Raw genomic sequence first — 26457 nt, 5'->3', positions numbered from 1 at the left:
CGGGCCTAGCACATTCCGACTAGTCGGCCGGCGAATGCTGAACGATTTCAGTGGCGAGAGAGGACAGCATTGCTGTCCTGATTTCCCGACGGCAGGCCGGCCACGAGGTGCGGTGCCCGAATTGAGACAAGGCGCGAGGCCGGCCGCAGCGGCAGACCGCGCTGCGCCACCGTCAGCCGGAAAGCCCGCGCGCGCGGCTCTTCCGCCGGAAAGAGGACGGCAAACGGCGGCTTACGCCGTCAGCCGTTCCGCATGCCAGTGCAGGTGGTCGGTCATGAAGGTCGAGATGAAATAGTAGCTGTGATCGTATCCCGGCTGCCGCCGCAGCGTCAGCGGGATGTTCGCCTTGGCGCAGGCGGCCTGCAGCAGATCCGGCTTGAGCTGTTCCTTCAGGAAATTGTCGGCATCGCCATAATCGACCAGGAAACCGGCGAATTTCGCGCCGTCCTCGATCAGCGCCACCGTGTCGTGGCTGCGCCAGGCTTCCCTGTCGGGCCCGAGATAGCCGGTCAGCGCCTTGATGCCCCAGGGCACCTGCGAGGGAGCGACGATCGGCGCGAAGGCGCTCGCGGCGCGATAGCGATGCGGATTGCGCAGCGCCACCGTCAATGCGCCGTGGCCGCCCATCGAATGGCCCATCACCGATTGGCGCCTGGCATCGACCGGAAAATTCTCTGCCACTAGTTTGGGCAACTCGTCGGTGACATAGCTCCACATGCGGTAGTTGCGCGCGAACGGCGCCTGTGTCGCGTCGACATAGAAGCCAGCACCGAGACCGAAATCATAGGCATTGTTGGGATCGCCCGGCACGTCGGCACCGCGCGGACTGGTGTCGGGCGCGACGAAAATGAGGCCGCGCTCGGCGCAGGCGCGGCGGAATTCACCCTTCTCGGTGACGTTGGCATGCGTGCAGGTGAGGCCGGAGAGATACCACACCACCGGCAGCGTGGCGCCATCCGCATGCGGCGGAACGTAGACCGAGAACACCATGTCGGTTCCGGTCGCCCGGCTGGCGTGGCGATACACGCCCTGCACGCCGCCATGGGATTCGTTCGTCGAGACAGTCTGAATCGTCATGCCAATTGCTCCGTGGCATTCAACCACATCAGGATTGCAACGCTTGTGTGACCGAAGTCGTGGCGGCCGTTGCGCGCGGTCAGGCCACGCCGCTGTCGATCGCGAGCCGCACCAGCTCGACCGAGGTCTTCACGCCGAGCTTCTGTCGCATGATCGAGGAGGTGTTGGCGACCGTTTTGTACGACGATTGCACCAGCCAGGCGATCTCCGACAGGCTCTTGCCGGCGCTGAGCAGTCTCAGGATCTCCATCTCGCGGGCGTTCAGCTTCGCCAGCGGGTTTTGCGCCAGCGAGGGACCCGCAAAGGCGATGCTGCGTGCGATCGCGCTCGGCAGGTAGGTTTCGCCCTTGCCGACCGCGCGGATCGCCTGGACGAGATCGTCGGGATCGCCGGTCTTGGAGACGTAGCCCCTGGCGCCGCATTCGATCGCGCGCGCCGCGAAGGCGGGGTCGTCGTTCATGCTGAACATGATGATGCGCGCCTCGGGCGCGCGATCGAGGATGCGGCGGGCGAGTTCGAAGCCGGAGACGGTGGGCAGGTTGATGTCGATCACGCAGAGGTCGGGGCGTTCCACGATGAAGACGCACTCGCCGCTTTCGGCGTCGGCGGCTTCCAGGATGTCGATATCGCCCTCATCGGCCAGCACGGCGCGGCAGCCGGAGGCGACGATAGGATGATCGTCGACGATCAGAATGCGCATAGGCGTTCCCCGCAGCATCACCAGTCTGTTTTGCGGCGCATGATGCCGAACAGGGGAAACACGCGCGAGCGGCGCGTCCCACGTCGGGTCATGCAACCCGGCCGGGATTGCTGTACGCTTCCGATTAGATATCGGGCGCTTCGGGTCTGTCAACGTTGTCGGACGGTCACGGGCAAACCTTGGCGGGCATCGGGCTAGAGCAATGTGGCAAAACCTATCCCTGCGTGGACGCATCAATCTGCTGCTGGCGCTGCTGCTTGCGCTGGGTCTTGCCGTCAATATCGGCCGTCAGGTCGCGGAGGCGGGGCCGCGTGTCCAGGCCGAGGACCAGAGCGTGATCCGGCTCGCGCGCGAGTTCATCGAGATGATCGTGGCGGATCTGAACGAGGCGCCGGATCCGGACGCAAGGCTGAACCAGATCGCGCGCGATCTCAGCCGCCTGCGCCATGTCAGCATCGCGCTGGCTGACGCCGCCGGGAACCCGCTGACGCCGCCGCGGACTGATCTCGACGAGGAGGCGCCGGGACCGCCGGCCTGGTTCGTCAGTCTGGTTCATCCCGAGCAGACGTCGGTGAGCGTGCCCGTTTCGGTCCACGGCAAGCCCGGCTCGCTCGTGATCACCGCGCATCCCAACGACGAGATCGCCGAGATATGGGATGCCATCGTGACCCAGCTCGAGGTCGGCTCCGCCATCGCGCTGGCGCTGTTCCTCGTCACGATGAGCGTGGTCGGCCGTGCGCTCCGGCCGCTGCAGTCCCTGGCGCAAGTGATGGCCGAGCTCGAAGGCGGCCGTTACGATGCACGCGTGACGCCCGGCGGCGCGCCCGAGCTCGCGGCCATCTGCACCAAGCTCAATCATCTGGCCTCGACGCTGGGCGAGGCGGTCGAGGACAAGCGGCGTCTCGCCGAGCGCGCGGTGTCGCTCCAGGACGTCGAGCGCAAGGAGATCGCGCGCGAGCTGCATGACGAGTTCGGGCCGTATCTGTTTTCGCTGCGCGCGCATGCGAGCGCGCTGACGAAGGTCGTGGACGCGCAATCGCCGGGCGCGGACTCCGTGCGCAAGCATGGCAGCGCGATGCTCGAGCAGATCAATGCGCTTCAGCAGTTCAATCGCCGCGTGCTGGAGCGGCTCCGGCCGGTGGGCCTCGCCGAGCTCGGCCTGCGCCAGGCGCTCGAATCGCTGTCGCGGTTGTGGCGGGAATCGCATCCCGACGTCGCGATCAAGACCACGATCTCGCCCGCGCTCGGGCCGACCGGCGAGACCGCCGATCTCACCATCTACCGTATCGTGCAAGAGGCGCTCACCAACGTATTCCGTCATGCCGGGGCGACTTCGGTCAATGTCGTCATCGAACCGGTCGAGCAGTCCGGACGCGACGGCCGTGCCTGTGCCCGTGTGCGGGTCAGCGACAATGGCCGCGGCATGGAGGCGGGCCAGAAGCTCGGCTTCGGTCTCGTCGGCATGCGGGAGCGGATCCTGGCGCTGGGCGGCACGCTCAACGTTGCCTCGGACAAAGGCGGCGTGACCGTCGAGGCCCTGATTCCAACGGCCGTGTCTTGATCGCGGCTCGCCTCATGCCGGGAGGATTCGAATGTTCGGCCGATGGCTCGTTCTGACTCTGGCCGCATCGTTGTTGTCGGGACCTGCCTCGGCGGCCCCGCGCGAGAGCTCGGTCAGGACATTCGATACGGACAATGATGGCACCCTCGATCATATCGAGGTGAGGAAGGCCGCCACCACCTTCTTCGCAAGGCTCGATCCGGATCATGACGGCACGCTGGATTTGCGCGAGTTGCGCGGCAGGCTGAATGCGCGGGAGATCGCTGCGGCCGATCCCGATCATGATGGGACGTTGACGGTGAACGAGTATCTCGCGGTGGTCGAGCAGCGGTTCAAGGCGGCCGATCAGGACCATGACGGGACCCTTGACGCCAACGAGTTGAGATCGCCCGCCGGCCGCGCACTGCTTCAACTGCTGCAATAGGTCGGAAGGCCGGGAGCGATTTCGGGCGATGGGCTCAGCGACGCATCAATTGGTGCGCCGATTGTGGCTTTCGTCCTCGTCCGCCAATTCGCGTGCACGACGCAGCAGGTCGCTGGTGCGGCGGATGCCGAGCTTGAGTCTCGCGCGCTTGATCAGCCGGGCGACGGCCCGCGGTGTGATTCCCAGCCCTTCGGCAATCGCAGGTTCCGAGTGACCTTCCCCGAGCAGGCCGAGCGCCTGCTTTTCGCGGGGCGTCAGGACCGCGGCGGGGCGGGCTTCCGTCATGTCGGGAAGGTGCACGCCGCGCAGGTCGATGCGGTCATCGACATAACGATGTCCCGACCGAACCTGGCGCACCGCTTTCGGAAGTTCGTCCGGCGACGAGTCCTTCAGCAGATAGCCGATGGCCCCGGCCTTGATCGCCGAAACGACGATGTTGGCATCGGCGTGCATGCTGAAGACCAGAATGCGCGCCAGCGGCGCGTCCGAGGAAATCCGGTGCAGCAGGTCGACGCCGCCGAGCGCTTCTCCGGGGAACGTCAGATCGAGAATGACCACGCCCGGCTGGTGCTCCTGGAACGCTTCATATCCGCGCCTCACGTCGCGCGCCGCCACGATGTCCTCGACATCTCCAAGCACGACACGGCAGGCTTCCGCGATGATGGGGTGGTCGTCAACGACGAGTATCGAACTCAATGGGGTCCTCTGGATAACCTGCATTTCAATGATGTGAAATCATGCGTTGGGCCGTGGTTGAACGCGTCGGCTGCGGCACGACCGGTGCCGCAGCCGCGCTTGTCTTGTCATTTCGGCCGGATCGCGTCGGCGGTGCCCTGGATGAAGGCCTGGATCTTCACGACGTCCTGCTCGGTCAGCTTGCCGGTGAAATCCGGCATGCCCCTGTCGCGGAACGGACCCTTGAACACGATGTCCTTCAGGTTCGCGATCTCTTCCGTCGGCACGTAACCGAGATTGCGGACGTTGCCGCCCTTGTCGACGCCGGGCACACCATGGCAGGTGGCGCAGGCCGCGACATAGAGCGCCGTGCCCTCCGGCACATCAGCGGGATCGTATTTCACGCCCTTGAGCAGGCCCTCGGTCTGGTACTTGACGAACTCCGGCAAGGCAGCCTTGCCGTTGAGTGCGAAGGTGTAGACCGTTCCGGGGTTCTGCCGCTCGGTTGCGCGCTGCGCGATGCCGTAGACGCCGCCCCAGCCCACGGCGATCGAGACGTATTGGACGTCATCGATCATGTAGGTCGATGCTGCCGCGACCACGCCTGTCCCGGTCGGCGTCTCCCACAACGTCTTGCCCGTCTTGGCGTCATAGGCAACGAAGCGTCCGTCGGCTGTACCCTGGAACACGAGGTTGCCCGCGGTGGTCAGCGTGCCGCCGTTCCAAGGCGAGGCATATTCGACGCGCCAGACCTCCTTCTGCGCGACCGGATCCCAGGCCAGCAGCCGCCCGAACGGGAGGCTCTTCGGCGGTGTCCCGTTGAGCACGAATCCGACGTTCCAGCCGGTCGTGCCGCCGAACTTGCCCGGCGTCGCGGCGTTCTGCTGGAAGGTCTTTTCCGGCATCAGGTTCAACGGCACGTTCTGCGCCGGCAGATAGGCAAGCCCGGTTTGCGGGTTGAACGACATCGGATGCCAGTTGTGAGCACCATAGGGACCGGGGATCGAGTCATAGGGCTCGTCGCCGCGCGCGGCCGGGATCTCCATCGGCCTGCCGTTGGCGTCATATCCGGTCGCCCAGTTCACATCGACGAAGTTCTTCGCCGAGATGAACTTGCCGTTGGTCCGGTCGATCACGAAGAAGAAGCCGTTCTTCGGCGCGTGCAGGATGACCTTGCGCGGCGCGCCGTCGATCGTGATGTCGGCCAGGATCATCGGCTGGGTGGAGGTGTAGTCCCAGTTGTCGCCGGGCGTTTCCTGATAGTGCCAGGCATATTTTCCGGTGTCGGCGTTCAGCGCCACGATCGAGGCGAGGTAGAGGTTGTCGCCGCCGGAGGGGCTGCGCACCTTTCTGTTCCAGGGCGCACCGTTACCCGTGCCGACATAGACCAGGTTGAGATCCGGATCGAAGGTGATGGTGTCCCACGGCGTACCGCCGCCGCCATTGAGCCAGTACTTGCCGGCGGGATCCCAGGTCTTGGCCGCCTTCTCCATCGACTCGTCCTCGAACGGTTTCGACGGATCGCCGGGCACGGTGAACCAGCGCCAGAGCTGGTTGCCGCTCTCGGAATCATAGGCCGTGATGTAGCCGCGCGCGCCGTACTCGGCGCCGCCCTGTCCGATCACCACCTTGCCGTTGAAGACACGCGGCGCGCCGGTGATCGTGTAGGAGTGCTCGTGGTCGATCAGGGTGTCCTTTTCCCAGACCTTCTTGCCGGTCGCCGCGTCGAGCGCGAACAGGCGGCCGTCATAGCTCGCAACGAAGACCTTGCCCTTGTAGAGCGCGACGCCGCGATTGACAGTGTCGCAACAACCCTTGTAGCCGAGCTCGCGATTGACCTCGGGGTCGAAGGTCCAGATGCGCTTGCCGGTGCGCGCATCGATCGCATGCACGACGCTCCACGATGCGCTCTGGTACATGATGCCGTCGACGACGACGGGCGTGGCCTCGACGCCGCGAGAGGATTCGAGGTTGTAGGTCCAGACCAGACCCAGTCCCTTCACGTTGTCGCTGGTGATCTGGTTGAGCTTCGAGAAGCGCGTTTCCGCGTAGTCTAGGCCGATCGTCGGCCAGTTGTTGGAGGTTGCCGTGTTGGCTTTGATGTAGCTGCTGTCGACCTGGGAGATGGCCGCCTTGATGCGCTCCGGCGTCGGGCTTTTCGATGCATCCTGCGCCGAGGCCGCCGTCAGCGATGAGCCGATGCCAAGGCTGATACCGAGACCGATACCAAGGCCGATGGCGAGGCTGCTCCGGGCTCCCGGCGTTTGTCGCGGTTTCAGCGCGGACCGATTGGAAAAACGAGCCCACCGTGAATGAGCCATCATGTCCTCCCCTGTTCTTGCTTGCCGTAAAAGCACCCCGCCGAGGAGGCGGGGTGAGTCTTACGGATGAATGACTTGCGATATTCGCGAAGTCGGCACCAAGGATTGCACAGAGGTCGTTCGTCCGGTTGGGCATAAAGTCTCGCGAGAGCCGGGAATAGTTCCCGGGCAGGTCCCGCCGAACCGCCGCCTCGGCTGAAAATCGGGAATAATTCCCGATATGGTCGGGAATTAACGCCCTGGATGGGGCCGACCTTTTACGGCTGGTCCGTTTTGGCCGATGGCCTGTATCGTTCGCTCAAACCGGCGGGGACAGAAGTTAGCCGGGAAAGCGGGTGGAGACGGCAGGCATGAGTGTTCGTGGCCTCATCATCTTTTCAATTTCCGCGGGAATGTTTGCCTCGACTGAAGCGGTAGCCGCACAGGACGAGGAGACAAATGTTCAAAATCTGCCGCCGGTCGAAGTGGTGGCACCTCAGCCGGCCGCGCGCCGCGCGCCGACACGGGCTGCGCCCGCACGAACCGCGGCTCCCGCCAAACCTCAGACCAGGCTCTACGTCTATCCGACGTCGCCCGGCGCCTCGGGCAGCATCGATGTCGACAAGATCCCGGCCAGCGTCAACGCGGTCGATCCGACCCAGATCAAGCGCACGGGATCGTTGAACATCGGCGATGCGCTCCAGCAATACGTGCCCGGCGTCAATCTCAGCGAGGTCACCGGCAATCCGTTCCAGCCCAACATCGAGTTTCGCGGCTATGTCGCTTCGCCCCTGGTCGGTACGCCGCAGGGGCTCGCCGTCTACCAGAACGGCGTGCGGATCAACGAAGCCTTCTCCGATGCCGTGAACTGGGACGCGATCCCAACCGCGGCGATCCGCTCGGCCACCATCGTCACCAACAACCCGGCCTTCGGCCTCAACGCGCTCGGCGGCGCGGTCAATCTGCAGATGAAGGACGGCTTCACCTATCAGGGCGCCGAGATCGACATCATGGGCGGCTCGTTCGGCCGCATCCAGGGATCGGCGCAATGGGGCAAGCGCATCGACAACAACTGGGCGGTCTATGGCGCACTCGAAGGCGCGCATGACGACGGCTTCCGCAATTTCTCGTCTTCCGACATCCGCCGCTTCTACGGCGATGTCGGCTATCGCTTCGAGGGCAGCGAATTCCACGTCAACATGGGCGTGGCCGACAATTACCTTGCCGGGCCGAGCACCGTTCCGGTCGAGCTGCTTCAACAATATTGGGGCGCGTCCTACACCACGCCACAGACCAACGCGAACAAGATCGGCTACATCAACCTGACCGGAAAGGTCGAGGCCACCCCGACCTGGACCTTCGAGGGCACGGCCCATGTGCGCGGCTTCAACCAGAAGACCCAGGACGGCAACCCGACCGATGCGCAGCCGTGCAGCGCGCCGGCCGGATTCCTGTGCTTCGGCGACGATACGACGCCGGCTTACGGCCTGAACGGCGCTCAGCTTGCCAATCCCTTCCCGTCGGGAGCGGTGCTCGGCGAGATCGATCGCACCACGACGCGGTCGACGACGTTCGGCATCTCCGGCCAGGCCACCAACAGCGACCAGTTGTTCGGTCATGAGAACCGTCTCGTGCTCGGCGCCAGCTACGACCTCAGCGTGACGCATTTCGACGCGAGCTCCGAACTCGGCACGATGGGCGAGAACTACGTTGTCTCAGGCAGCGGCATCTTTCTCGGGCAGTCCGGCGATCCGACCTCGATCGGCCCGGTATCGCTGCGCACCGTCAACCAGTATCAGGGCCTCTATGCGCTCGATACGTTCAACGTGACGGACGCGCTCGCCATCACGGCGGGCGGCCGGTACAACGCCGCGCGTGTCACGTTGGAGGATCAGCTCGGGACCGCGCTGAACGGCGATCACACCTATGATCGTTTCAATCCCGTGGTCGGGGGCACCTACAAGATCACGCCCGAACTGACCGCCTATGCCGGCTACTCCGAAGCCAACCGCGTACCGACGCCGCTCGAACTCGGCTGCGCCGATCCGAACAATCCATGTCTCATCGCGGCGTTTCTCGTCTCGGACCCGGCGCTGAAGCAGGTCGTCTCGAAGACCTTCGAGGCCGGGTTGCGCGGGACCAAGGAATTGAACATCGGTTCGCTCGGCTGGAAGCTCGGCGGCTTCCGTGCCACCAACTATGACGATATCCTGGCGATCCCGATTCCCGGTCTTCAGGGCTTCGGCTATTTCCAGAACGTCGGTTCGACGCGCCGGCAAGGCATCGAAGCCGAGGTCAGTCTGAAGTCGAATGCGGTTCAGTTCCATGCGAGCTACGTCTTCGTGGATGCGCGCTTCCTCGATGCGCTGCAGGTCGGCTCGAACAGCCCGTTCGCCGATAGCGACGGCAACATCCAGATCTCGCCGGGCAACCAGATTCCGAATGTCCCGCGCCATCGCGTCAAGGCGGGCATCGAATATGCCGTGACCGACGCCTGGAAGGTCGGGGGCGACGCGCTGTGGGTCTCGAGCCAGTATTATGTCGGCGACGAGTCCAATCAGGCGCCGAAGCTGCCATCCTATGCCGTGTTCAACCTCCACACCTCCTATCAGGTCACCAAGAACCTCCAGCTCTATGGCAAGGTCGATAACGTCCTGGACAACCGCTACGCGACCTACGGCACGTTCTTCGACACCACCGCGCTGCCGAACTTCGCCAATGGCGGCGCCAGCTTTACCGACCCGCGCTCGCTCAGCCCGGCAAGGCCGCGCGCGTTCTATGCGGGCGCACGGGTGACATTCTGAGTTTGGCCGTGTGAGGCCGGCGATCCCCGGCCTCACACGCGGACCCGTCCTCGCCGGTGCCGGGATGGCGCCGGCCACGCTTTGTTTTTGCATCTGCAATCCCCGGCGTCACCGCTTCTCAAATCGTCCGTGACCCGCCATTGTGCGCCGCCACAGTTCATAGCGGAGAAGCATCAATGTCGGAGAAGGTCTCGCGTCGCCGGTTTGCGAAGCTCGCGGGATTGTCCGCTGCGGGGATTGCAAGCCCCCTGGAGGTCCACGCCGCCCGGTCGGTGCGCGCGCCGCGGGGCGCGGGTGGTTTTCCGCCCGGCTTCGTCTGGGGCACGGCGACGTCGTCCTATCAGGTCGAGGGCGCGGTCAGCGAGGACGGGCGAGGGGCCTCGATATGGGATACCTTCACCCGCATCCCCGGCAAGATCGAGGACGGCACCAACGGCGACCGCGCCAACGAGCACTATCATCGGTACAAGGACGATATCGCTCTCATCAGGGAACTGGGCTGCAAGGCCTATCGCTTCTCGATCGCGTGGCCCCGCGTGTTTCCGGACGGTGATGGCAAGCCCAATCCGAAAGGGCTCGATTTCTACGATTGCCTGATCGACGAGTTACTCAGGAACGGCATCGAGCCGTGGCTGACCCTCTATCATTGGGATCTGCCCCAATCGCTCCAGGACCGCTTCGGCGGCTGGCGTTCGACCGAGACCTGCAAGATCTTTGGCGACTACGCGGCCTATGTCGCCGCGAAGCTGACCGACCGCGTCAAGAACGTCTTCACGCTGAACGAGAGCGGCCGCTTCGTCTATTTCGGTTACGGCATCGGCATCGACGCGCCGGGCCTCACGCTGCCGCAGGCCGAAGTCAACCAGATCAGGCACCACAGCGCGCTCGCGCATGGCATCGCGGTGCAGGCGGTGCGGGCTCACGGCCGGCGCGGCACGCGAGTCGGGCCGGCCGAGAACATCGACGCCTGCGTTCCCGCGATCGACGCGCCCGAGCATGTCCGCGCCGCCGAAATCGCGCTGCGGGAGATGAACGCCGGCTATCTCAACGTCATCATGGAGGGCCGCTACACCGACGCCTTCCTGACGTTCGCAGGTCGCGATGCGCCGAAATACACCGATGCCGAGCTCAAGATCATTTCATCGCCGGTGGATTTCCTCGGCCTCAACATCTACGCGCCGCAGCACTACATCGTCGCGTCGGATCAAGGCGCCGGCTTCGCGCCGCTGTCGATCCCGAAATCCTTCCCGCACATGAACTCGGACTGGCTGCGCGTCGGGCCGGAGACGATCTACTGGGTGCCGAAGCTCGCATCGCGGATCTGGAAGACGGACGCGATCTACATCAGCGAGAACGGCGCGTCCGGCGATGACCAGGTCACGCCCGACGGCAAGATCTACGACACCGACCGCATCATGTATCTGCGCAACTACCTCGCGCAGCTCCAGCGCGCGACCGCCGAGGGGGTGCCGGTGCGCGGCTACTTCCTGTGGAGTCTGATGGATAATTTCGAATGGGTCTACGGGCTCAACGAGCGCTTCGGGCTCTATCACGTCAATTTCGACACCCAGGTCCGCACGCCGAAACTGAGCGCGAGCTTCTACCGCAACGTGATCGCGAGGAACGCGGCGGGGGCATAGCGCGACAGGCGTAAGCGGGTCGTTCCCACCGCGATTTTACGTGCAGCGGAAAATCCAGCGTGCGGCGCGATGATACCTTGTTGCGCCTGTTTTGCCCGACGTGTCAATCGGCACCGAAAGATGCGGCATGCCTGGATTTCTACTGTGCATGGGGTTGTTTTTCAGTTTTTGCGGGGAGGGGGCTGCGCGCCGCGCATTGACTCCGCTCCTGCGCTGATTCAAAACGCCTTCAACTCCATAAGAAGAGGATAACGCCAATGGCTGACGCGCTGATCATCGATGCCTGCAGGACGCCGCGGGGCGTCGGCAAGGCCGGCAAGGGAGCGCTGTCCGGAATTCATCCGCAGCAATTGGGAGCGACCGTGCTGCGCGCGCTCGCCGATCGCACTGGTATCGACACCGCCGATGTCGACGACATCGTCTGGGGTTGCAGCGCGCAGGTCGCGACCCAGGGCGGCGATCTCGGGCGGATGTCGGCACTCGATGCCGGCTACGACGTGCGCGCGAGCGCCGTGACGCTCGACCGCTTCTGCGGCTCCGGCATCACCAGCGTCAACATGGCGGCCGCCTCGGTCATGTCGGGCGCGGAGGATCTCGTCATCGCCGGCGGCTGCGAGATGATGTCGATGGAGGGACGCCGCGGCGGCGGCCCGATGATGATGGACAGCGGCAATCTGCGCCTGCGCGCGCGTCATCCGCAGTCGCATCAGGGCGTCTGCGCCGACGCGATCGCGACCTTGGAAGGCATTTCGCGCGGGGATGTCGATGCGCTGGGCCTGGAAAGCCAGAAGCGTGCGGCCCATGCGATGGCGAACGGCCACTTCAAGAAGAGCCTAGTGCCCGTTCATCGCGAGGACGGCACTCTCGCGCTCGATCACGAGGAATATCCGCGCCCGCAGACCACGATGGAGGGCCTTGCGGCGCTGAAGCCGGCGTTCCCGGCGATCGCCGACTACGCGCTCGACGACAAGGGGACGACCTATCGCGGTCTCATCCTGCAGAAATATCCCGACCTCGAGATCGACTTCATGCATCACGCCGGCAATTCCTCCGGTGTCGTCGATGGCGCCGCCGCGATCCTTCTCGCCTCGCCCGCTTATGCCAAGGCGCATGGCCTCAAGCCGCGCGCCCGCGTGGTGGCGATGGCCAATATGGGGGACTCGCCGACGCTGATGCTGAACGCGCCGGTGCCGGCCACCCGCAAGGTGCTGGCGAAGGCCGGGCTGACCATCGACGACATCGACCTGTTCGAGATCAACGAGGCCTTCGCGGTGGTCGCGGAAAAATACATCCGCGATCTCAGGCTCGACCGGGCCAAGGTCAACGTCAACGGCGGCTCGATCGCGCTCGGCCATCCCATCGGCGCGACCGGCTCGATCCTGATCGGCACCGTGCTCGACGAACTCGAAAGGCGTGATCTCAGGCGCGGTCTGGTGACCATGTGCGCCGCCGGCGGCATGGCGCCGGCCATCATCATCGAACGCGTCTAGCCTTGTTTTCCAGCATGAATCGCGACCGGCCTCCGGCAAAGAGGCCGGTCGTCGCTTGTCGAAAGCATCGAATCAGCTTTAGCAAGGCGGCGTGCGGGCCTTTGAAACAAGCCAAAAACCGCTGCTCGAAGCTCCTTCCGCTCTGGAAATAGCTAAAAAGCAGGGTTTTTTGCCACAGGGGGCCAAAAAAGCCCGTAAATTCGCGACAAAACTGTGCAGAAGGCTATAGGCCTTCAACGGTTGGTCTAATATGCAAGCGGCAACGAATCAGAGGAGACACGATGCCAACCCAACTTTCCAAATCGCAGTTGATCGAAAAGATTGCGACCGCCACCGAGCTTTCCAAGCGCGACGTCAAGAGCGTCATGGAGACGCTGACCGATGTCGGCCACAAGGAGCTGAAGAAGAACGGCCTGTTCCTGGTGCCGGGCTTCGCCAAGTTCGTGGTCATCAAGAAGCCCGCGACCAAGGCGCGCAAGGGCACCAACCCGTTCACGGGTGAAGAGATGATGTTCAAGGCCAAGCCGGCCCGGAAGATCGTCCGCGCCCGCCCGGTCAAGGCTGCCAAGGACGCCGTGGCCTGATAACGCAAAGGCCCCCTCGAAGGAGGGGGCCTTTTGTCTTGGGGCACTGCGGGGGCTGAGACTGAGGGGATCATCTCCTGCGGCGCTTCACCCGGACCGGAACCGGCTGAAGCCGTGGCTCCGGTACCGCAAGCGCATCGCGCACCCGGTCGATCGCACGGCCGAGCAACTGGCGCAGGCGCCGTGCTCTCCGCGACTTCCTCACTCCTTCCAGCAATCCGCCCATCGCCTTACTCCGCCGCCTCGACCTTGGCCTCGGCCGGCTCGAGCGCCGCCGCGATGGCTTCGTCGACACGTTCGAGCCAGATGAATTCGAGGTTGTCCCGCGCGCTCTGCGGGATGTCGTCGTAGTCCCGCTTGTTGCGCGCCGGCAGCATCACCCGCTTCAATCCGGCAGCGGCCGCAGCCACCACCTTCTCCTTGATGCCGCCGACCGGCAGCACCAGGCCACGCAGCGAGATCTCGCCGGTCATCGCGGTGTCGCTGCGCACCGTGCGATTGGTCAGCAGCGACGTCAGCGCCGTGAACATCGCAACGCCCGCGCTCGGTCCGTCCTTCGGGGTTGCGCCCGCAGGGACGTGAACGTGGATGTCGCTCTTCTCGAACAGCGACGGATCGATGCCGAGCTGCGAGGCCCTGCTCTTCACCAGTGTCAGTGCCGCCTGCACGCTCTCGCGCATGACCTCGCCGAGCTGGCCGGTCAGGATCATGCCGCCGCGGCCGGGCACGCGCGAGGCCTCGATGAACAGGATGTCGCCGCCGACCGGCGTCCAGGCAAGGCCGGTGGCCACGCCCGGAATGCTCGTGCGCTGCGCGATCTCGCCTTCGAAGCGCGGCTGTCCCAGCACCGCGGAGACGTCCTTCGGACTCACCACGACCTTCGAGGCGGTGCCCTCGGCGACCTGCACGGCAGCGTGGCGGAACACCTTCCCGATCTCGCGCTCCAGGTTGCGGACGCCGGCTTCGCGGGTGTAGCCCTTGACGATCAGCTTCAACGCGTCAGGCTCGATCTCGGCCTGGTCGGTCGTCAGTCCGTTGGCTTCGAGCTGCCGCCGCACCAGATAGCGCCGCGCGATCTCGAGCTTCTCGTCCTCGGTGTAGCCGGCGAGGCTGATCAGCTCCATGCGGTCCAGCAGCGGACCCGGAATCTGGTCCAGCATGTTGGCGGTCGCGATGAACACCACGCGCGAGAGGTCGAAGGGCACGCCGAGATAGTTGTCCCGGAACGTTCCATTCTGCTCGGGGTCGAGCACCTCCAGCATCGCGGCCGACGGGTCGCCCTGAACGCCCCGGCCCATCTTGTCGATCTCGTCCAGCATCATGACGCAGTTCCGCGCACCCGCCTTGCGGATGCCCTGGATGATGTTGCCGGGCAGCGCGCCGATATAGGTGCGACGGTGGCCGCGGATCTCGGCCTCGTCATGTACGCCGCCGAGGCTGACGCGCACGAAGGGGCGATCCATCGCGCGTGCGATGGACTGGCCGAGCGAGGTCTTGCCGACGCCGGGAGGGCCGACGAAGCAGAGGATCGGGGCCTTGCCCTGCGGCGCAAGCTTGCGCACCGCCAGATATTCGATGATCCGGCTCTTGATCTTCTCCAGCCCGAAGTGATCCGCATCAAGGATGCGTCGCGCCTCCTTGATGTCGATCGGCTTCTCCTCGGGGAGCGCCCAGGGCAGCTCGATCAGCCAGTCCAGATAGGTGCGGACCATGCCGGCTTCGCCGGCGGCCTCCGGCATCCGCTCGTAGCGGCGCAGCTCCTTCTTGGCGTGTGCGTCGGCCTCCGGCGGCATCTTGGCAGCCGCGATCGCAGCCGTCAGCTCGGCGACTTCGGCCGCCTTGCCGTCGCCTTCGCCGAGCTGGCGCTGGATCGTCGCCATCTGCTCGCGCAGGATCGCCTCGCGCTGTCGCTCGTCGAAAGCGGCGCGGGTCTTCTGGCCGATTTCGTTGGAGATGCGCAGCACCTCCAGCCGCTCAGCCAGGTGCTTCGACACCTTCTCGACGCGCAAGGCGAGGTCGACGGTCTCCAGCACCTCCTGCTTGTCCTGCGGCTTGATGTCCATGAACGACGTCGCCAGATCCGCCAGCGCGCCGGGCGCGGTGGTGTTCTGGAACATCGTGACCAGTTCCGGCGGCGCCTGCGGCAACAGCTCGATCGCCTCGATCGCCTGGCGCTGCAGATTCAAGGCACGTGCCTCGATCTCCGGCGAGGAGGTGGTGGGCTCCGGAATCTGCTGCACCCGCGCGGCCGGGAACGGCGTGCCCGGCAGGAAGTCGAGAACGCGGGCGCGCTGGACGCCCTGGCAGACGATGTGATGGGTGCCATCGGGCGCGGTGATGTAGCGCACGATGTTGGCGACCGTCGCGATCCGGTAGAGATCGTCAGGACCCGGCTCGTCGGTCTCGGGGTTGCGCTGCAGGAGGATGCCGATCGGCCGCTGCTCGCGCAGCGCCTGCTGTGCGGCGGCGACCGACTTCGGCCGCGCGATCGCGATCGGCGCGATGGCGCCGGGAAACAACACCATCTCGCGCACGGGGATGATGATCAGCGCGTCCTCGGGGATCTTAGTGTCGGGACCGGTCTGTGCGGTATTCATCTGTTCGGTGGCCATGATCGACCTCAGGATTTGGCGAGGCGCAGAGCGACGCAGCCGTCCATCACGAAGCGGCTGATGGCGTAGCGGCCGACGGGAAGGGCGATGCGGCGCTCGAAGCGCCCCTGCGGCAGCTCGAGCCTGTGGATGCGGGCGTTGCGGAGCTCGGGCGGCAGCGTCCGCTGGCCCGAAATGACGAGCACGCCGTCGTGGATCACCGTCTCCACATTGTCGGGATTGACGCCCGGAAGCGCGACCAGGATCAAGAGTTCGCGCTCGGTTTCGAGCACGTCGATGGGCGGTTCCCAATAGGCTTCCTGGCGGCCGAACTGCTGACGCAGACGCTCGGCGCGGGTCAGCGAGTCCAGGGCTTCGGACAGCATCCAGTCGAGGGGATTTTTCGGTTGCATGGGCAAGACTCTGGGGGAGACGCTGCGATTGGAAGATCAGCATATGGGGATGGTTCCCCGAAAATCCAGCATCGCGCTCCCGAGCATGCCTGGCCCCCGAACCGGAGGCCCACGCAGTCGTACGCCCTCGACGCCGCGCGGACATTCCGCGGCGCCGAAGGCAATAGTTGGGCGCGCCGATCACGCGGCGGCGCGGTAATCCTCTTCGGCTTCGAGGTTGATGACGGAAGTGGCGAGTTCGCTCAGCGTATGATCCGTCGCCTCTTCCTCATCCAGCGTTTCCTGCAGCAGTCTTGCCGCGTCCGGCATGCCGAGTTCCTCGGCCCAGGTGCGCAACGTGCCGTAGCGGGAGATCTCGTAATGCTCGACGGCCTGGGCCGCGGCGAGCAAGCCGGCGTCCAGCGCAGGGGCGTTCTTGAAGTCCTTCATGATCTCCGCGCCTTCCTCGGTGATGCCGTTGATCGCCTCGCAGGGCTTGCCGCGCGCGGGCTTGCCCAGCATCTTGAAGATCTGGTCCAGACGTTTGACCTGGCCCTGGGTCTCGCGCAGATGCTTGTTGAAGGCAGCCGCTAGATCCTTCGAGTGGGCGGCCTTGGCCATCTTCGGCAGCGTCTTGATGAGCTTGTTCTCGGCGAAATAGATGTCCTTCAGTGTCTCCAGGAACAGATCGCTCAGCATCTTCGGTGCCTCGCGGGGGCGGCGCGCCGCGGTCTTCCCGGCCGCGCGTTTCTTGGTGGTGCGTTTTGTCGTTCGTCTAGCCATAACTCCTCCTCATGAGGCGACACGGGAAGGCTCGCCCTTCCTCAATCCTCCGGCGATCAAGCGTCTCCGAATGCAAATGTTCCTCGCGAAGGCCGCCACGAGCCGTTATGGCTTGCGGTCTCATCATGCCCGCCGAGACGCCTGACCCATGCTCGACTTCGCCCTGTCCGCCTTCGTGACGCTGCTGCTGGTGATCGATCCCGTCGGCCTTGCGCCGGCGTTCCTCGCTGCTACCGGAGGGATGCCCGACAAGGTCAAGCGTACGGTTGCGCTACGTGCGCCGCTGATCGCGGCATCGATCCTGGTGACGATCGCGATGGTCGGAAACTGGCTGCTGCGGCAACTCGGGATCGGCATCCCCGCGTTTCAGATCGCCGGCGGGCTGCTCCTCTTCGGCGTCTCCTACCAGATGATCTTCGGAGACCGTCCGCACCGCGAGGCGCGCGAGGCCGACAAGGCGACGTCGGAGCACGCTTCCGATGTCGCGGTGTTTCCGCTGGCGATCCCGATGATGGCCGGTCCGGGGGCGATCGCGACCACGCTGCTCCTGGCTGGCGATGCCGGCTACGGGGCCCGACTCGCGATCATCATCGCTGTCGTCGTTTCGGTCTGCCTTCTCTGCATGCTCTGTTTCGCCTCCGCCGCGCTGATTGCCCGGACGCTCGGACGTACCGGCAATGCGGTGCTCTCCCGCGTGCTCGGAATGCTGCTCGCGGCCTATTCCGTGCAATTCGTGATCAACGGTGTCGCAGCGGTCCGGGCCGGCCTGCCATAGGTTTGCGACAATCTGTTAATTTGTTGATTTTACGATCTATTTCGCGAGACTTTGGGGCGCCGGCGCGACGGCAGGCAAACCGGTCGCTTTTTCTTGCACTGCCATATTGCTTTGACGTACTTCCCCTCCCACAAGCTCCCATCGCCAGGAAATCGGGATGTCGATGACAGCGGACGAACTCGACAAGAGGAAGGCCATCATCGACGCCTGCCGCCGCATGAATGCGCTCGGCATCAATCAGGGTACTTCGGGCAATATCAGCGTGCGGCACCGGGACGGGTTGCTGATCACGCCGACCAGCGTTCCATATGACGTCATGACGCCCGACGGGATCGTGTTCATGGCGATGGACGGCTCGCATGCCCCCGATCAGAAGCCATCGAGCGAATGGCGCTTCCATCTGGACATCCTGAAGTCCCGGCAGGACGTCAACGCCGTCGTCCATGCGCATCCGCCCTATTCGACGATCCTGGCGATCATGGGCATGGAGATCCCGCCGGTGCACTACATGATCGCGGCGGCCGGAGGCGACAGCATCCGCTGCGCGCCCTATGCGACGTTCGGCACAGCGGAACTGTCCGAACACGCCGCGCGGGCGCTGGAGGGGCGGCTTGCCTGCCTGCTCGACCATCACGGGATGATCGCGGCCGGCAAGACGCTGGACAAGGCGATGTGGCTGGCCGTCGAAGTCGAGGCGCTGGCACGGCAATATCATGGCTGCCTCCAGATCGGGAAACCGCCGCTGCTCTCGAGTGCCGAGATCGAACGCGTGCGCCAGCGCATGGCCGGTTACGGCCTGTCGGACGGCTAGGGGCGGGGATCGGGCAGTGTTCGCGCGGATCAGGCACATCGTCGATCGCAAGGGCTCGAGCCGCGTCATGGTTCGCCTGCGCGCGCTCCTGCGCAGCAACGAGTTCTACCTGATCCCGCTGGCGCTCGTGATCGGCACGCTTGCCGGCTCTGTGGTGACGCTGATGGCCGAGATCGCGCAGATCGCCCATGTGGTGATCTACGGCATTCCGGTCGACGTCCGCCTTTCCGCCCATGCGAGCGTCAGCCCCTGGGCGGCGCTGCTCGCGCCTGCGCTCGGCGGACTGTCGCTCGGCATCATGGAATGGTCGCGGCGGCGGATGAAGATATCGAACGCGGTCGACCCGATCGAGGCGAACGCGCTGCGCGGCGGCAATCTGTCGATGCGCGACAGCGTGGTGGTATCGAGCCAGACACTGATCTCCAACGGTTGCGGCGCTTCCGTCGGCCTCGAGGCCGGCTACACCCAGATCGGCTCCGGCATCGCTTCGCTGCTCGGCAAGTTCTTCAATCTTCGCCGCAACGATTTGCGCCTGATCGTCGGCTGCGGGGCGGCCGCCGCGATCGCGGCGGCGTTCGGCGCGCCGATCACGGGCGCCTTCTACGCCTGCGAGCTCATCGTCGGCGTCTATTCGGTCGGCAGCGCGGCGCCGATCCTCGCTGCCTCGCTCGCGGGTGCCTTGACCGCGCAATGGCTCGGTGGCGCGCCGTACTCGATCGAAATACCGAAGGTCAGCGCCGTCGGCGTCGAGCAATATCTGGCGTTGATCGGGCTTGCGCTCGTGACCAGCGGCGTCGGTATCGCCGTGATGCGCTCGTCGTCGACGTTCGAGCGCCTGTTCGCCTGGCTGCCGGTCTGGCTGCGCCCGGTGATCGGTGGCCTCATCGTCGGCAGCTTTGCCATCGTCACGCCGCAGGTGCTGGCGGCCGGCCACGGCGCGATGGTGCTCGACCTCTTCCACGACATGACGATCGGCCTGATCGCGGTGATCATTGCGCTGAAGCTCACGGCGTGCCTGGTCTCGCTGTCTTCCGGCTTCCGCGGCGGCCTGTTCTTCGCATCGTTGTTCGTCGGCAGTCTGATCGGAAAGTTCTTCGCCGCGGTGCTGCTGCTGGTCAGCCCGAACTTCGCGATCGACCCGCTGGTCGCCATGCTGACCGGCATGGCCACGCTCGGCGTCGCGATCGTCGGCGGTCCGCTGACGATGTCCTTCCTCGTGCTCGAGATGACCCGCAATGTCGACGTCACCGCCGTTGTGCTGGCCGGCTGCATCGTCACCTCGATCTGCGTCCGCTTCATGTTCGGGCATTCCTTCTCGACCTGGCGCCTGCATCTGCGCGGCGAAACAATCCGCAGCGCCAACGACGTCGGCTGGCTGCGCAATCTCACGGTCGAACGCCTGATGCGCTCCGACGTCGGCAAGGTGCCGTCGACCACGACGATCGCGGCCGCCCGCCGCGAATTCGCGCTGGGGTCGCGGCCCGGTGTCGTCATTGTCAACAACGCGGACGAATATGTCGGCCTCGTCATGCTGCCCGATCTGTTTTCCAGCGATCTGGACGCCATCGCCGACGACATCCAGGTGATCGAACTGGCGCGCTTGACCGATATCGTGCTGATCCCGGAAATGAACGTGAAGTCGGCCATGGCGGTGTTCGACGAAGCGGAAGCCGAAATGCTCGCGGTGGTCGATTCCACCGACAGCCGCAAGGTGGTCGGGTTCCTCACCGAGACCTTCGCCCGCCGCCGCTACGTCGAGGAGATCGACAAGGCCACGCGTGGTGTGCTCGGGGCATTGTCCTAGAACGGGCCACACGGGCAAGTTGACGCTGACACGCGCAGCGGACTTGCAAGATCGTTCACAACCTCTAGGCTAGGCGACGGTCTGGTCATCGCCGAGACCGTGCTCAGCGACGAGGTCCGCGCAATGTCAGACACGCTTCGCCTGTTGCTTGCCTTGCTCGAACTCGGGCCGCGGTTGAAGGATCTGCTGGGTGATCGGTGGCCGCCTTACGGCGATGAATTGCTGGTGCTCGCGGGACGCGCAGACCATGGCGAAGATCCGGAGACGCTTCGCCCCGCGCTCGACGTGCTGGTCGCGCGGCTGCTGACGGAGCCGTCAGCCATGGAACTCATCGAACAGGTCTTGGTGGAGACTGCGCCTGTCCCGGTCCCCGCGCCGGAGACTGTGACGCGGCGCGGCCGGGTTTCGCCGCTTATTGTTCCGGACATTGCCCAGCCGAAGACGGATGAGGCAACCGGCGTCGTCACGATTCCGGTCTTCTACGGCACCGATCGCGCCAGGGGCGACGACAAACCGGCGAGCTACTTTCGCGGCGAGCGTGGGGCACCCGCATTCGGGATCGCCGAGGTCAGCGTGCCTACGCGTGGCCGCGAACTTGGGGAACTGACGAGCCCAAGCTGGTGGCGTCTCGAATTCTCTGCGGATCCGGAAAAGCATGTCATCCTCAAGGCGGTCGGAACGCTGGATCGGGATGCGTTCGTCGCCAATCTGAAGGGCTCGCTTGCAGCTGCAGATCAGCGCGATGTCCTGATCTTCGTGCATGGCTACAACGTAACCTTCGAGGATGCGGCGCGGCGAGCGGCGCAGCTGGCGGTGGACCTGAAATTCGCCGGAAGGACGCTGCTGTACAGCTGGGCCTCGGCGGCGGACACCAAGAAGTACACCGTGGACGAAAGCACGATCGACTGGTCGCGCGATCATTTCGAGGTGTTTCTCCAGCTTGCGCTCGGCGAGATCGGTGCCGGCAAGGTGCACATCATCGCCCACAGCATGGGCAACCGTGCAGTGATCAACACGCTCGAACGCGTCGCGTCCTGGCAGCTGCCGGCCGGTAGTGCGACGCTTGGTCAGGTCATCTTCGCCGCGCCGGACATCGACCGCGATCGCTTCGTCCAGCTCGCCGCGAAGTTCAAGGGCTGTGCTGCGCGCGTTACGCTCTATGCTTCGTCACGTGACGTCGCGCTGCTGGCCTCGAAATTCGTGCACGGCTATCCCCGGGCGGGTGAAGCCGGCGATGCGCTGCTCGTCGTCGACGGCGTCGACACGATCGACGCGTCGCTGGTCGACACCAGCCTGGTCGGGCTGCGCCATTCCTATTTCGGCGAGAAGCGGTCGATCCTGAACGACATGTTCAGTCTGATCGTGCGGCAGCTCGCGCCCGACCAGCGCTTCGACCTGCAGGCCACAGGCGATGCGCCCAGACGGTACTGGAGCTATCGAACCTGAAGTGGAATCCGCAAAAAGCGAGGGCGCTTTTCCGCAGGGTTTATCCTCGAACACCAATACCTGGGGGTCTCGTCGTGCTCGAGAGGTTGAACGCCGTTCATTCGAGCTGATCGACCTCACGCAGCGCCGGAAACAACTTCATCCACAGCAGCGCAATGGCGATCGTGCCGAGGCCGCCGAGCGCGGCTGCCGGCATCGCACCGAGCAGTGCCGCCGCCATGCCACTCTCGAACTCACCGAGCTGGTTGGAGGCGTTGATGAAGAGGAAGTTGACGGCGCCGACGCGGCCGCGCATCGCATCCGGCGTCGCCAGCTGCACCAGCGCAACGCGGACGACGACGCTGATGGTGTCGGCCGCGCCCATCGCGGCCAGCGCGATGATCGAGAGCCAGATGGTTTTGGACAAGGCGAACACGATGGTTGCGATCCCGAAGGCGATGACCGCCTGGAACATCCGCAGGCCCGCGCGCCGCGCGATCGGGTGGCGTGCGATGATGGCCGTCATGCAGAGCGCGCCGACCGCGGGTGCCGCGCGCATCACGCCGAGCGCCCAGGGGCCCGCCTGCAGGATGTCCTTGGCGTATATCGGCAGCAGCGCGGTGGCGCCGCCGAGCAGGACCGCGAACAGGTCGAGCGAGATCGTGCCGAGGATCGCGGGGTTGCTGCGCACGAAGTGCAGTCCAGCGAAGAGACCGTCGACACCTTCGTGCTCGGAGGGAGCTGTTCGCTCGACCCGGATCAGGCCGCTGAGGCCGCTCGCGATCAGCGACAATATTGCCATCAGGATGAACGGCGCGCTTGGTGAGAGCGCATAGGCGAAACCGCCAACGGCCGGGCCGCCGATGGTTGCGACCTGCCAGGCGCCGGTCGAGAGCGCGGTCGCCCGCTGCAGCATGCCTTCCGGAGCGACGGCCGGCAGCAGCGCGGACGAGGCCGGGCTTTCGAAGGCGCCGGCCAGTCCGAAGATCGCGAGCACGACGAAGATCTCCGGCGCACTCAGCGTCCCGGTCAGCAGCCGCGTGCCGAGCCAGGCCGCAGCAAGGCCCTGCACGAGCTCGCAGAGCTGGACGATGCGACGGCGGTCGTGGCGGTCGGCCACATGGCCGGCGACAAAGACCAGCAATGCGCTCGGAATGAATTGCACGAGACCGGCCAGACCAAGGTAGAAGGCGCTGCCGGTGAGCGCATAGATCTGCCAGCCCACCGCCACGGTCGCGACCTGATAGGAGAATTCCGACAGGGTTCGCGAGGTGATGTAGAGCAGCAAGGGACGATGTCGCGACAGCGCGACGGGCGAAGATGGATGTGTGGAAACTCGATCCAAAGTAGTGAGCAATCTGGAAGCGGGACGGCCGGCACGATGGCCGCCGTCCGCGCCGGCTATTGGCCTGGTTGGGAAGGGGCTGCGACGAGGCCGGCGACGATCCGGCGGACCATCGGCAGCACGACGAGCAGGATGGGGAAGGCGATCAGCCATGACAACGCCCAGGCGCCCGGCCATGTCGCAGGGAATGCCGGCGTCGCGCCGAGGCTTCTGAGGGTTGAAATGACCGACACCACGGCTGTCATGACGATGGACAGCACACGTGGCATCACGATCGGCGCATAGCGCACCGGCAGTTTGCGAACTGCAATCATCTGATGTCTCGCAAGGAAAAAAGCGCGTCAGTCACGGTGAACCCTGAAAAAGCATCGATCCCGACGGCGTCGGTTGATGCGTTGGTTCACGTGAACGCTTACGGCAGCCGAAAAAATCAGCGTGGCTGTTCAATAGCCGCTCAGGCTTGGTCGATCAAGGTGGATCTGGAAGCTTCGTTTACAATCGTTCAAAGCGTGGCAGATTGCCGCGATCACGAAACCATTTCAGTGGTTTGCGCATTGTTTGTCGTTTGCATATCTCTTCTTTGGACGAGAACAGAGGATGTTGAGATGAGTGACAGGCCCGTCAATTCGAGAGCTGCCCGTAGCGTGACACTGGCCGCATTCACCAGTTTCGCCCTGATCGCGGCATCGATGTCGCCGTCGGCTGCGGCGTCCCCGACGCCGGCCAAGGCGCGGCCGGCATCGGCTGCCGTGGCGGGGCAGGGCTCATCCAGCGCTACCGATTTCAGCGCCGCGCGACGCCGTCACCACTACCGGCGCGGGCCGAACGCGGCAGGCCTCGCCTTCATGGGCGTGGCGGCCGGCTTGATCGGAGGCGCGATCGCCGAGAGCCGGCGTCAGGAGTACTACGACAACTATTATTATGGTGGCCCGCGCCAGTATTATGGTCCCGGCTACGGCTATTATGGCGGACCGCGTTATTACTACAGCCCGTACTGACGGTGGCTACGATGGACGCGGTATAAGTCGCTCTGACGGCTCGAGCTTGGCGCAGCAAGGCTGATGCGTTGCTGCGCCGTCGAACTCTGAGGCTTCCAGAATCACCTGCCGGCCGGCGCCGACATCGCACCGTTCGCGTAGCGCGACCAGTCGGGCTCGGCGGGCTGCGCCGGCCAGAAGGCGGCGTTGGCGTTGCGCGCCGATTGGGTGACAGGAGCTGGGTGAGCCTTGCGGGCATGGTCGCGATCGCTCGCGGCTGCAGTCTGCACCGTAACGGCGGTCAGCAACGTCGCGCCGAGAATTGTCAGGGTCGTTCGCATCGTCGTCTCTCCCGGTCTGACGCCCGGTGTGCGAGAGGGGATGTCCTGTCCGGGCGTTCGCCAGCTGAGATGGCGATCAGGTCTGCCGAACGGCACGTGCGCCGCCATCACGATGGGGCGAGCAAATTTTTTGGTCTCGGCTAAATATTCAGCAATCGCGCCCGCGCGGGCCGATAGACTTGATCCCAACAATCCGGTTCAATGGGATCAAGTGGGGTCCCGAGCGACAACGATGTCGAGATATCTCCTGCTCCTTCTGCTGGTCGCCTCGCCGGCGGCCGCGCAAGTCAAGCTGGCGCCCAAGGCGACGGCGGCGCATCCTGATCCCTGTGCCCCGATCGGGCGCACGGCGGACGGCAAGCTCGTCTACTCGATGAAATGCGAGAACCTGCCGGCGCCCCCTCCGCCTCCTCCGCAAGCGGAACTGAAAGAGGCCCCCGGGCCGGCTGCTGAGCCCGAGCCGGAGGTCCGGCGAAGCGGCATTTTCGGCTGGTCATACGACCGCAGGTAGACCGGTCCCGGCACTTGCGCGAGACGGTCTGGAATGCTCTTTGCTTGAAAGTTCCCTGTGGGGCCTCCGCCTCCGACTCAGAGAGATGAGATGAGCAAACTCGTTATCCGTGCCGGCGATTTCAGCTTCGAGGCTCGTTTCGAGGAGCAACTGGCGCCCAAAACCGTCGCCGCGTTCCGCAAGGCGCTGCCGTTCGAAAGCCACATCATCCATGTGCGCTGGAGCGGGGAGGGCGTATGGATGCCGCTCGGCGACCTCGATTTCGGCGTCGGCTATGAGAACCACACGAGCTATCCCGCGCCGGGCCAGATCATCCTGTATCCCGGCGGCATCAGCGAGACGGAGATCCTACTCGCCTATGGCGGCGTGCATTTCGCGAGCAAGATGGGACAACTCGCCGGCAACCATTTCATCACGCTGACGTCGGGTCTCGACAATCTCGCGACCCTCGGCAAGAGCGTGTTGTGGAAGGGCGCCTTGCCGATCCGCTTCGAGGAAGTCTGAGTGACGGACGCCCGCTATCCGCGCGATCTCCGCGGCTACGGCCGTACTCCGCCGCATCCGGAATGGCCGGGCAACGCGCGGGTGGCGGTGCAGTTCGTCGTCAATTTCGAGGAGGGCGGCGAGAACAACATCCTGCACGGCGATCGTGCCTCCGAGGCCTTTCTCTCGGACGTGCTCGGCGCGCAGCCGTGGCCGGACCAGCGCCACGCCAACATCGAGTCGATGTTCGAATACGGCTCGCGCGCGGGTTTCTGGCGGCTATGGCGGATCTTCACGGCGCGCAAATGGCCCACCACCGTGTTCGGGGTCGCCACCGCGCTGAAGCGCAATCCCGAAATCGTCGCCGCCATGAAGGAGGCGGGCTGGGACATCGCGAGCCACAGCCTGAAATGGATCGAGCACAAGGATATGAGCGAGGCGCAGGAGCGCGCCGAGATCGCCGAGTCGATCCGCGTGCACACCGAGGCGACAGGCGAGCGGCCGCTTGGCTGGTACACGGGGCGTTCTTCGTTCAACACCAACCGGCTGCTGATGGAGGAGGGCGGCTTCCTCTACCTCTGCGACTCCTATGCCGACGATCTGCCCTATTGGGTCAGGGACGCGAAGGGCAAGCAGCTCATCATTCCCTATACGCTCGATGCCAACGACATGCGCTTCATCAATGCGCAGGGATTTGCCGAAGGCGAGCAATTCTTCACCTATTTGAAGGACGCATTCGACGTGCTCTATGCCGAGGGCGCCACCGCGCCGAAGATGATGTCGGTCGGTCTGCATTGCCGTCTCGCGGGGCGCCCGGGTCGTGCGGCGGGCCTGATCCGCTTCCTCGACTATATCGCCGGGCACGAGCGCGTCTGGGTGCCGACGCGGTTGCAGATCGCCCAGCACTGGCACGACAAGCATGCCGGTCTTGCCGCCAATGCATTCGAGATCGGCTGAGGGTCTG

The 26457-nt window shown here is 64.9% G+C and carries 24 protein-coding genes; 14 read left to right on the top strand and 10 right to left on the bottom strand.

All coding sequences use genetic code 11. From position 1 onward, the window contains the following. Positions 1 to 231: 231 nt before the first annotated feature. Positions 232 to 1077 carry an S-formylglutathione hydrolase gene (fghA, locus tag QM712_RS00470; protein WP_415021049.1) on the bottom strand — a complete coding sequence of 282 codons (846 nt, stop codon included), beginning with the start codon at positions 1075 to 1077 and terminating at the stop codon, positions 232 to 234. Positions 1078 to 1156: 79 nt separating this feature from the next. Further along, on the bottom strand, positions 1157 to 1777 hold the full coding sequence (locus tag QM712_RS00465) for a response regulator (RefSeq protein WP_415021048.1): 621 nt from the start codon (positions 1775 to 1777) through the stop codon (positions 1157 to 1159). A 202-nt stretch (positions 1778 to 1979) separates the two neighbouring features. Between QM712_RS00465 and QM712_RS00460 the strand changes: the two genes are divergently transcribed. Together QM712_RS00460 and QM712_RS00455 are read left to right on the top strand one after the other, a co-directional pair. Beyond that, complete coding sequence (locus QM712_RS00460) at positions 1980 to 3338, top strand: histidine kinase (protein ID WP_415021047.1); 1359 nt, start codon at positions 1980 to 1982, stop codon at positions 3336 to 3338. Between the two features lie 31 nt (positions 3339 to 3369). After that, positions 3370 to 3762 carry an EF-hand domain-containing protein gene (locus QM712_RS00455; protein ID WP_415021046.1) on the top strand — a complete coding sequence of 131 codons (393 nt, stop codon included), beginning with the start codon at positions 3370 to 3372 and terminating at the stop codon, positions 3760 to 3762. Positions 3763 to 3807: 45 nt separating this feature from the next. Here QM712_RS00455 and QM712_RS00450 read toward each other — a convergent pair whose 3' ends face one another. Continuing rightward, positions 3808 to 4482, bottom strand: coding sequence for a response regulator (locus QM712_RS00450; RefSeq protein WP_415021045.1), 675 nt, complete (start codon positions 4480 to 4482; stop codon positions 3808 to 3810). An 83-nt stretch (positions 4483 to 4565) separates the two neighbouring features. After that, entirely contained in the window at positions 4566 to 6758 is a 2193-nt protein-coding gene (locus tag QM712_RS00445) for a PQQ-dependent dehydrogenase, methanol/ethanol family (protein ID WP_415021044.1), read from the bottom strand. A gap of 350 nt (positions 6759 to 7108) precedes the next feature. Between QM712_RS00445 and QM712_RS00440 the strand changes: the two genes are divergently transcribed. The 4 genes from QM712_RS00440 (at position 7109) to QM712_RS00425 (ending at position 13255) form a co-directional block, all read left to right on the top strand. Continuing rightward, positions 7109 to 9541 carry a TonB-dependent receptor gene (locus QM712_RS00440; protein ID WP_415021043.1) on the top strand — a complete coding sequence of 811 codons (2433 nt, stop codon included), beginning with the start codon at positions 7109 to 7111 and terminating at the stop codon, positions 9539 to 9541. A 176-nt stretch (positions 9542 to 9717) separates the two neighbouring features. After that, complete coding sequence (locus QM712_RS00435; protein WP_415021042.1) at positions 9718 to 11181, top strand: GH1 family beta-glucosidase; 1464 nt, start codon at positions 9718 to 9720, stop codon at positions 11179 to 11181. A gap of 257 nt (positions 11182 to 11438) precedes the next feature. Continuing rightward, the gene (locus QM712_RS00430) at positions 11439 to 12671 is read left to right on the top strand and encodes an acetyl-CoA C-acetyltransferase (RefSeq protein WP_415021041.1); all 1233 of its coding nucleotides are present in this window, start codon (positions 11439 to 11441) and stop codon (positions 12669 to 12671) included. A gap of 281 nt (positions 12672 to 12952) precedes the next feature. Continuing rightward, positions 12953 to 13255, top strand: coding sequence for an HU family DNA-binding protein (locus QM712_RS00425; protein ID WP_148771079.1), 303 nt, complete (start codon positions 12953 to 12955; stop codon positions 13253 to 13255). Positions 13256 to 13485: 230 nt separating this feature from the next. Here the strand turns inward: QM712_RS00425 and lon are convergent, their stop codons facing one another. From lon to QM712_RS00410, 3 genes are all read right to left on the bottom strand, one after another. Beyond that, positions 13486 to 15867, bottom strand: coding sequence for an endopeptidase La (gene lon, locus QM712_RS00420; protein WP_415021040.1), 2382 nt, complete (start codon positions 15865 to 15867; stop codon positions 13486 to 13488). Positions 15868 to 15875: 8 nt separating this feature from the next. Continuing rightward, positions 15876 to 16259, bottom strand: coding sequence for an Hsp20/alpha crystallin family protein (locus tag QM712_RS00415; protein WP_415021039.1), 384 nt, complete (start codon positions 16257 to 16259; stop codon positions 15876 to 15878). Between the two features lie 180 nt (positions 16260 to 16439). After that, the gene (locus QM712_RS00410) at positions 16440 to 17021 is read right to left on the bottom strand and encodes a ferritin-like domain-containing protein (RefSeq protein WP_415021038.1); all 582 of its coding nucleotides are present in this window, start codon (positions 17019 to 17021) and stop codon (positions 16440 to 16442) included. 148 nt (positions 17022 to 17169) lie between these two features. On the opposite strand from QM712_RS00410, the gene QM712_RS00405 reads away from it, so the two are divergent. The 4 genes from QM712_RS00405 (at position 17170) to QM712_RS00390 (ending at position 21857) form a co-directional block, all read left to right on the top strand. Then, positions 17170 to 17796, top strand: a complete 627-nt coding sequence (locus QM712_RS00405) for a MarC family protein (protein ID WP_415021037.1) — start codon at positions 17170 to 17172, stop codon at positions 17794 to 17796. A gap of 157 nt (positions 17797 to 17953) precedes the next feature. Further along, positions 17954 to 18607, top strand: a complete 654-nt coding sequence (locus QM712_RS00400) for a class II aldolase/adducin family protein (RefSeq protein ID WP_415021036.1) — start codon at positions 17954 to 17956, stop codon at positions 18605 to 18607. 16 nt (positions 18608 to 18623) lie between these two features. Next, complete coding sequence (locus QM712_RS00395) at positions 18624 to 20411, top strand: chloride channel protein (protein WP_415021035.1); 1788 nt, start codon at positions 18624 to 18626, stop codon at positions 20409 to 20411. A gap of 123 nt (positions 20412 to 20534) precedes the next feature. Further along, positions 20535 to 21857 (top strand): alpha/beta hydrolase, encoded by a 1323-nt coding sequence (locus QM712_RS00390; RefSeq protein WP_415021034.1) that lies wholly within the window; start codon positions 20535 to 20537, stop codon positions 21855 to 21857. 97 nt (positions 21858 to 21954) lie between these two features. Here the strand turns inward: QM712_RS00390 and QM712_RS00385 are convergent, their stop codons facing one another. Then, on the bottom strand, positions 21955 to 23124 hold the full coding sequence (locus QM712_RS00385) for an MFS transporter (RefSeq protein WP_415021033.1): 1170 nt from the start codon (positions 23122 to 23124) through the stop codon (positions 21955 to 21957). A gap of 113 nt (positions 23125 to 23237) precedes the next feature. Next, positions 23238 to 23495 (bottom strand): DUF2798 domain-containing protein, encoded by a 258-nt coding sequence (locus tag QM712_RS00380; protein ID WP_415021032.1) that lies wholly within the window; start codon positions 23493 to 23495, stop codon positions 23238 to 23240. A 291-nt stretch (positions 23496 to 23786) separates the two neighbouring features. Between QM712_RS00380 and QM712_RS00375 the strand changes: the two genes are divergently transcribed. Then, positions 23787 to 24179, top strand: coding sequence for a hypothetical protein (locus tag QM712_RS00375; RefSeq protein ID WP_415021031.1), 393 nt, complete (start codon positions 23787 to 23789; stop codon positions 24177 to 24179). A 101-nt stretch (positions 24180 to 24280) separates the two neighbouring features. Here the strand turns inward: QM712_RS00375 and QM712_RS00370 are convergent, their stop codons facing one another. Further along, a complete protein-coding gene (locus QM712_RS00370; protein ID WP_415021030.1) occupies positions 24281 to 24499 on the bottom strand; it encodes a hypothetical protein in 219 nt (72 codons plus the stop codon). Positions 24500 to 24731: 232 nt separating this feature from the next. On the opposite strand from QM712_RS00370, the gene QM712_RS00365 reads away from it, so the two are divergent. The 3 genes from QM712_RS00365 to puuE all read left to right on the top strand — a co-directional run bounded on the left by QM712_RS00365 (position 24732) and on the right by puuE (position 26450). After that, entirely contained in the window at positions 24732 to 25010 is a 279-nt protein-coding gene (locus QM712_RS00365) for a hypothetical protein (RefSeq protein WP_415021029.1), read from the top strand. 90 nt (positions 25011 to 25100) lie between these two features. Continuing rightward, positions 25101 to 25514, top strand: a complete 414-nt coding sequence (locus QM712_RS00360) for a DUF3830 family protein (protein WP_415021028.1) — start codon at positions 25101 to 25103, stop codon at positions 25512 to 25514. After that, positions 25515 to 26450, top strand: coding sequence for an allantoinase PuuE (gene puuE, locus QM712_RS00355; protein ID WP_415021027.1), 936 nt, complete (start codon positions 25515 to 25517; stop codon positions 26448 to 26450). Positions 26451 to 26457: the final 7 nt, after the last annotated feature.

It is taken from the genome of Bradyrhizobium sp. (assembly GCF_047605465.1).
Taxonomy (GTDB): domain Bacteria; phylum Pseudomonadota; class Alphaproteobacteria; order Rhizobiales; family Xanthobacteraceae; genus Bradyrhizobium.
The sequence above is the reverse complement of the archived record's forward strand: the minus strand, read 5'-3'. Positions and strand labels throughout refer to the sequence as shown.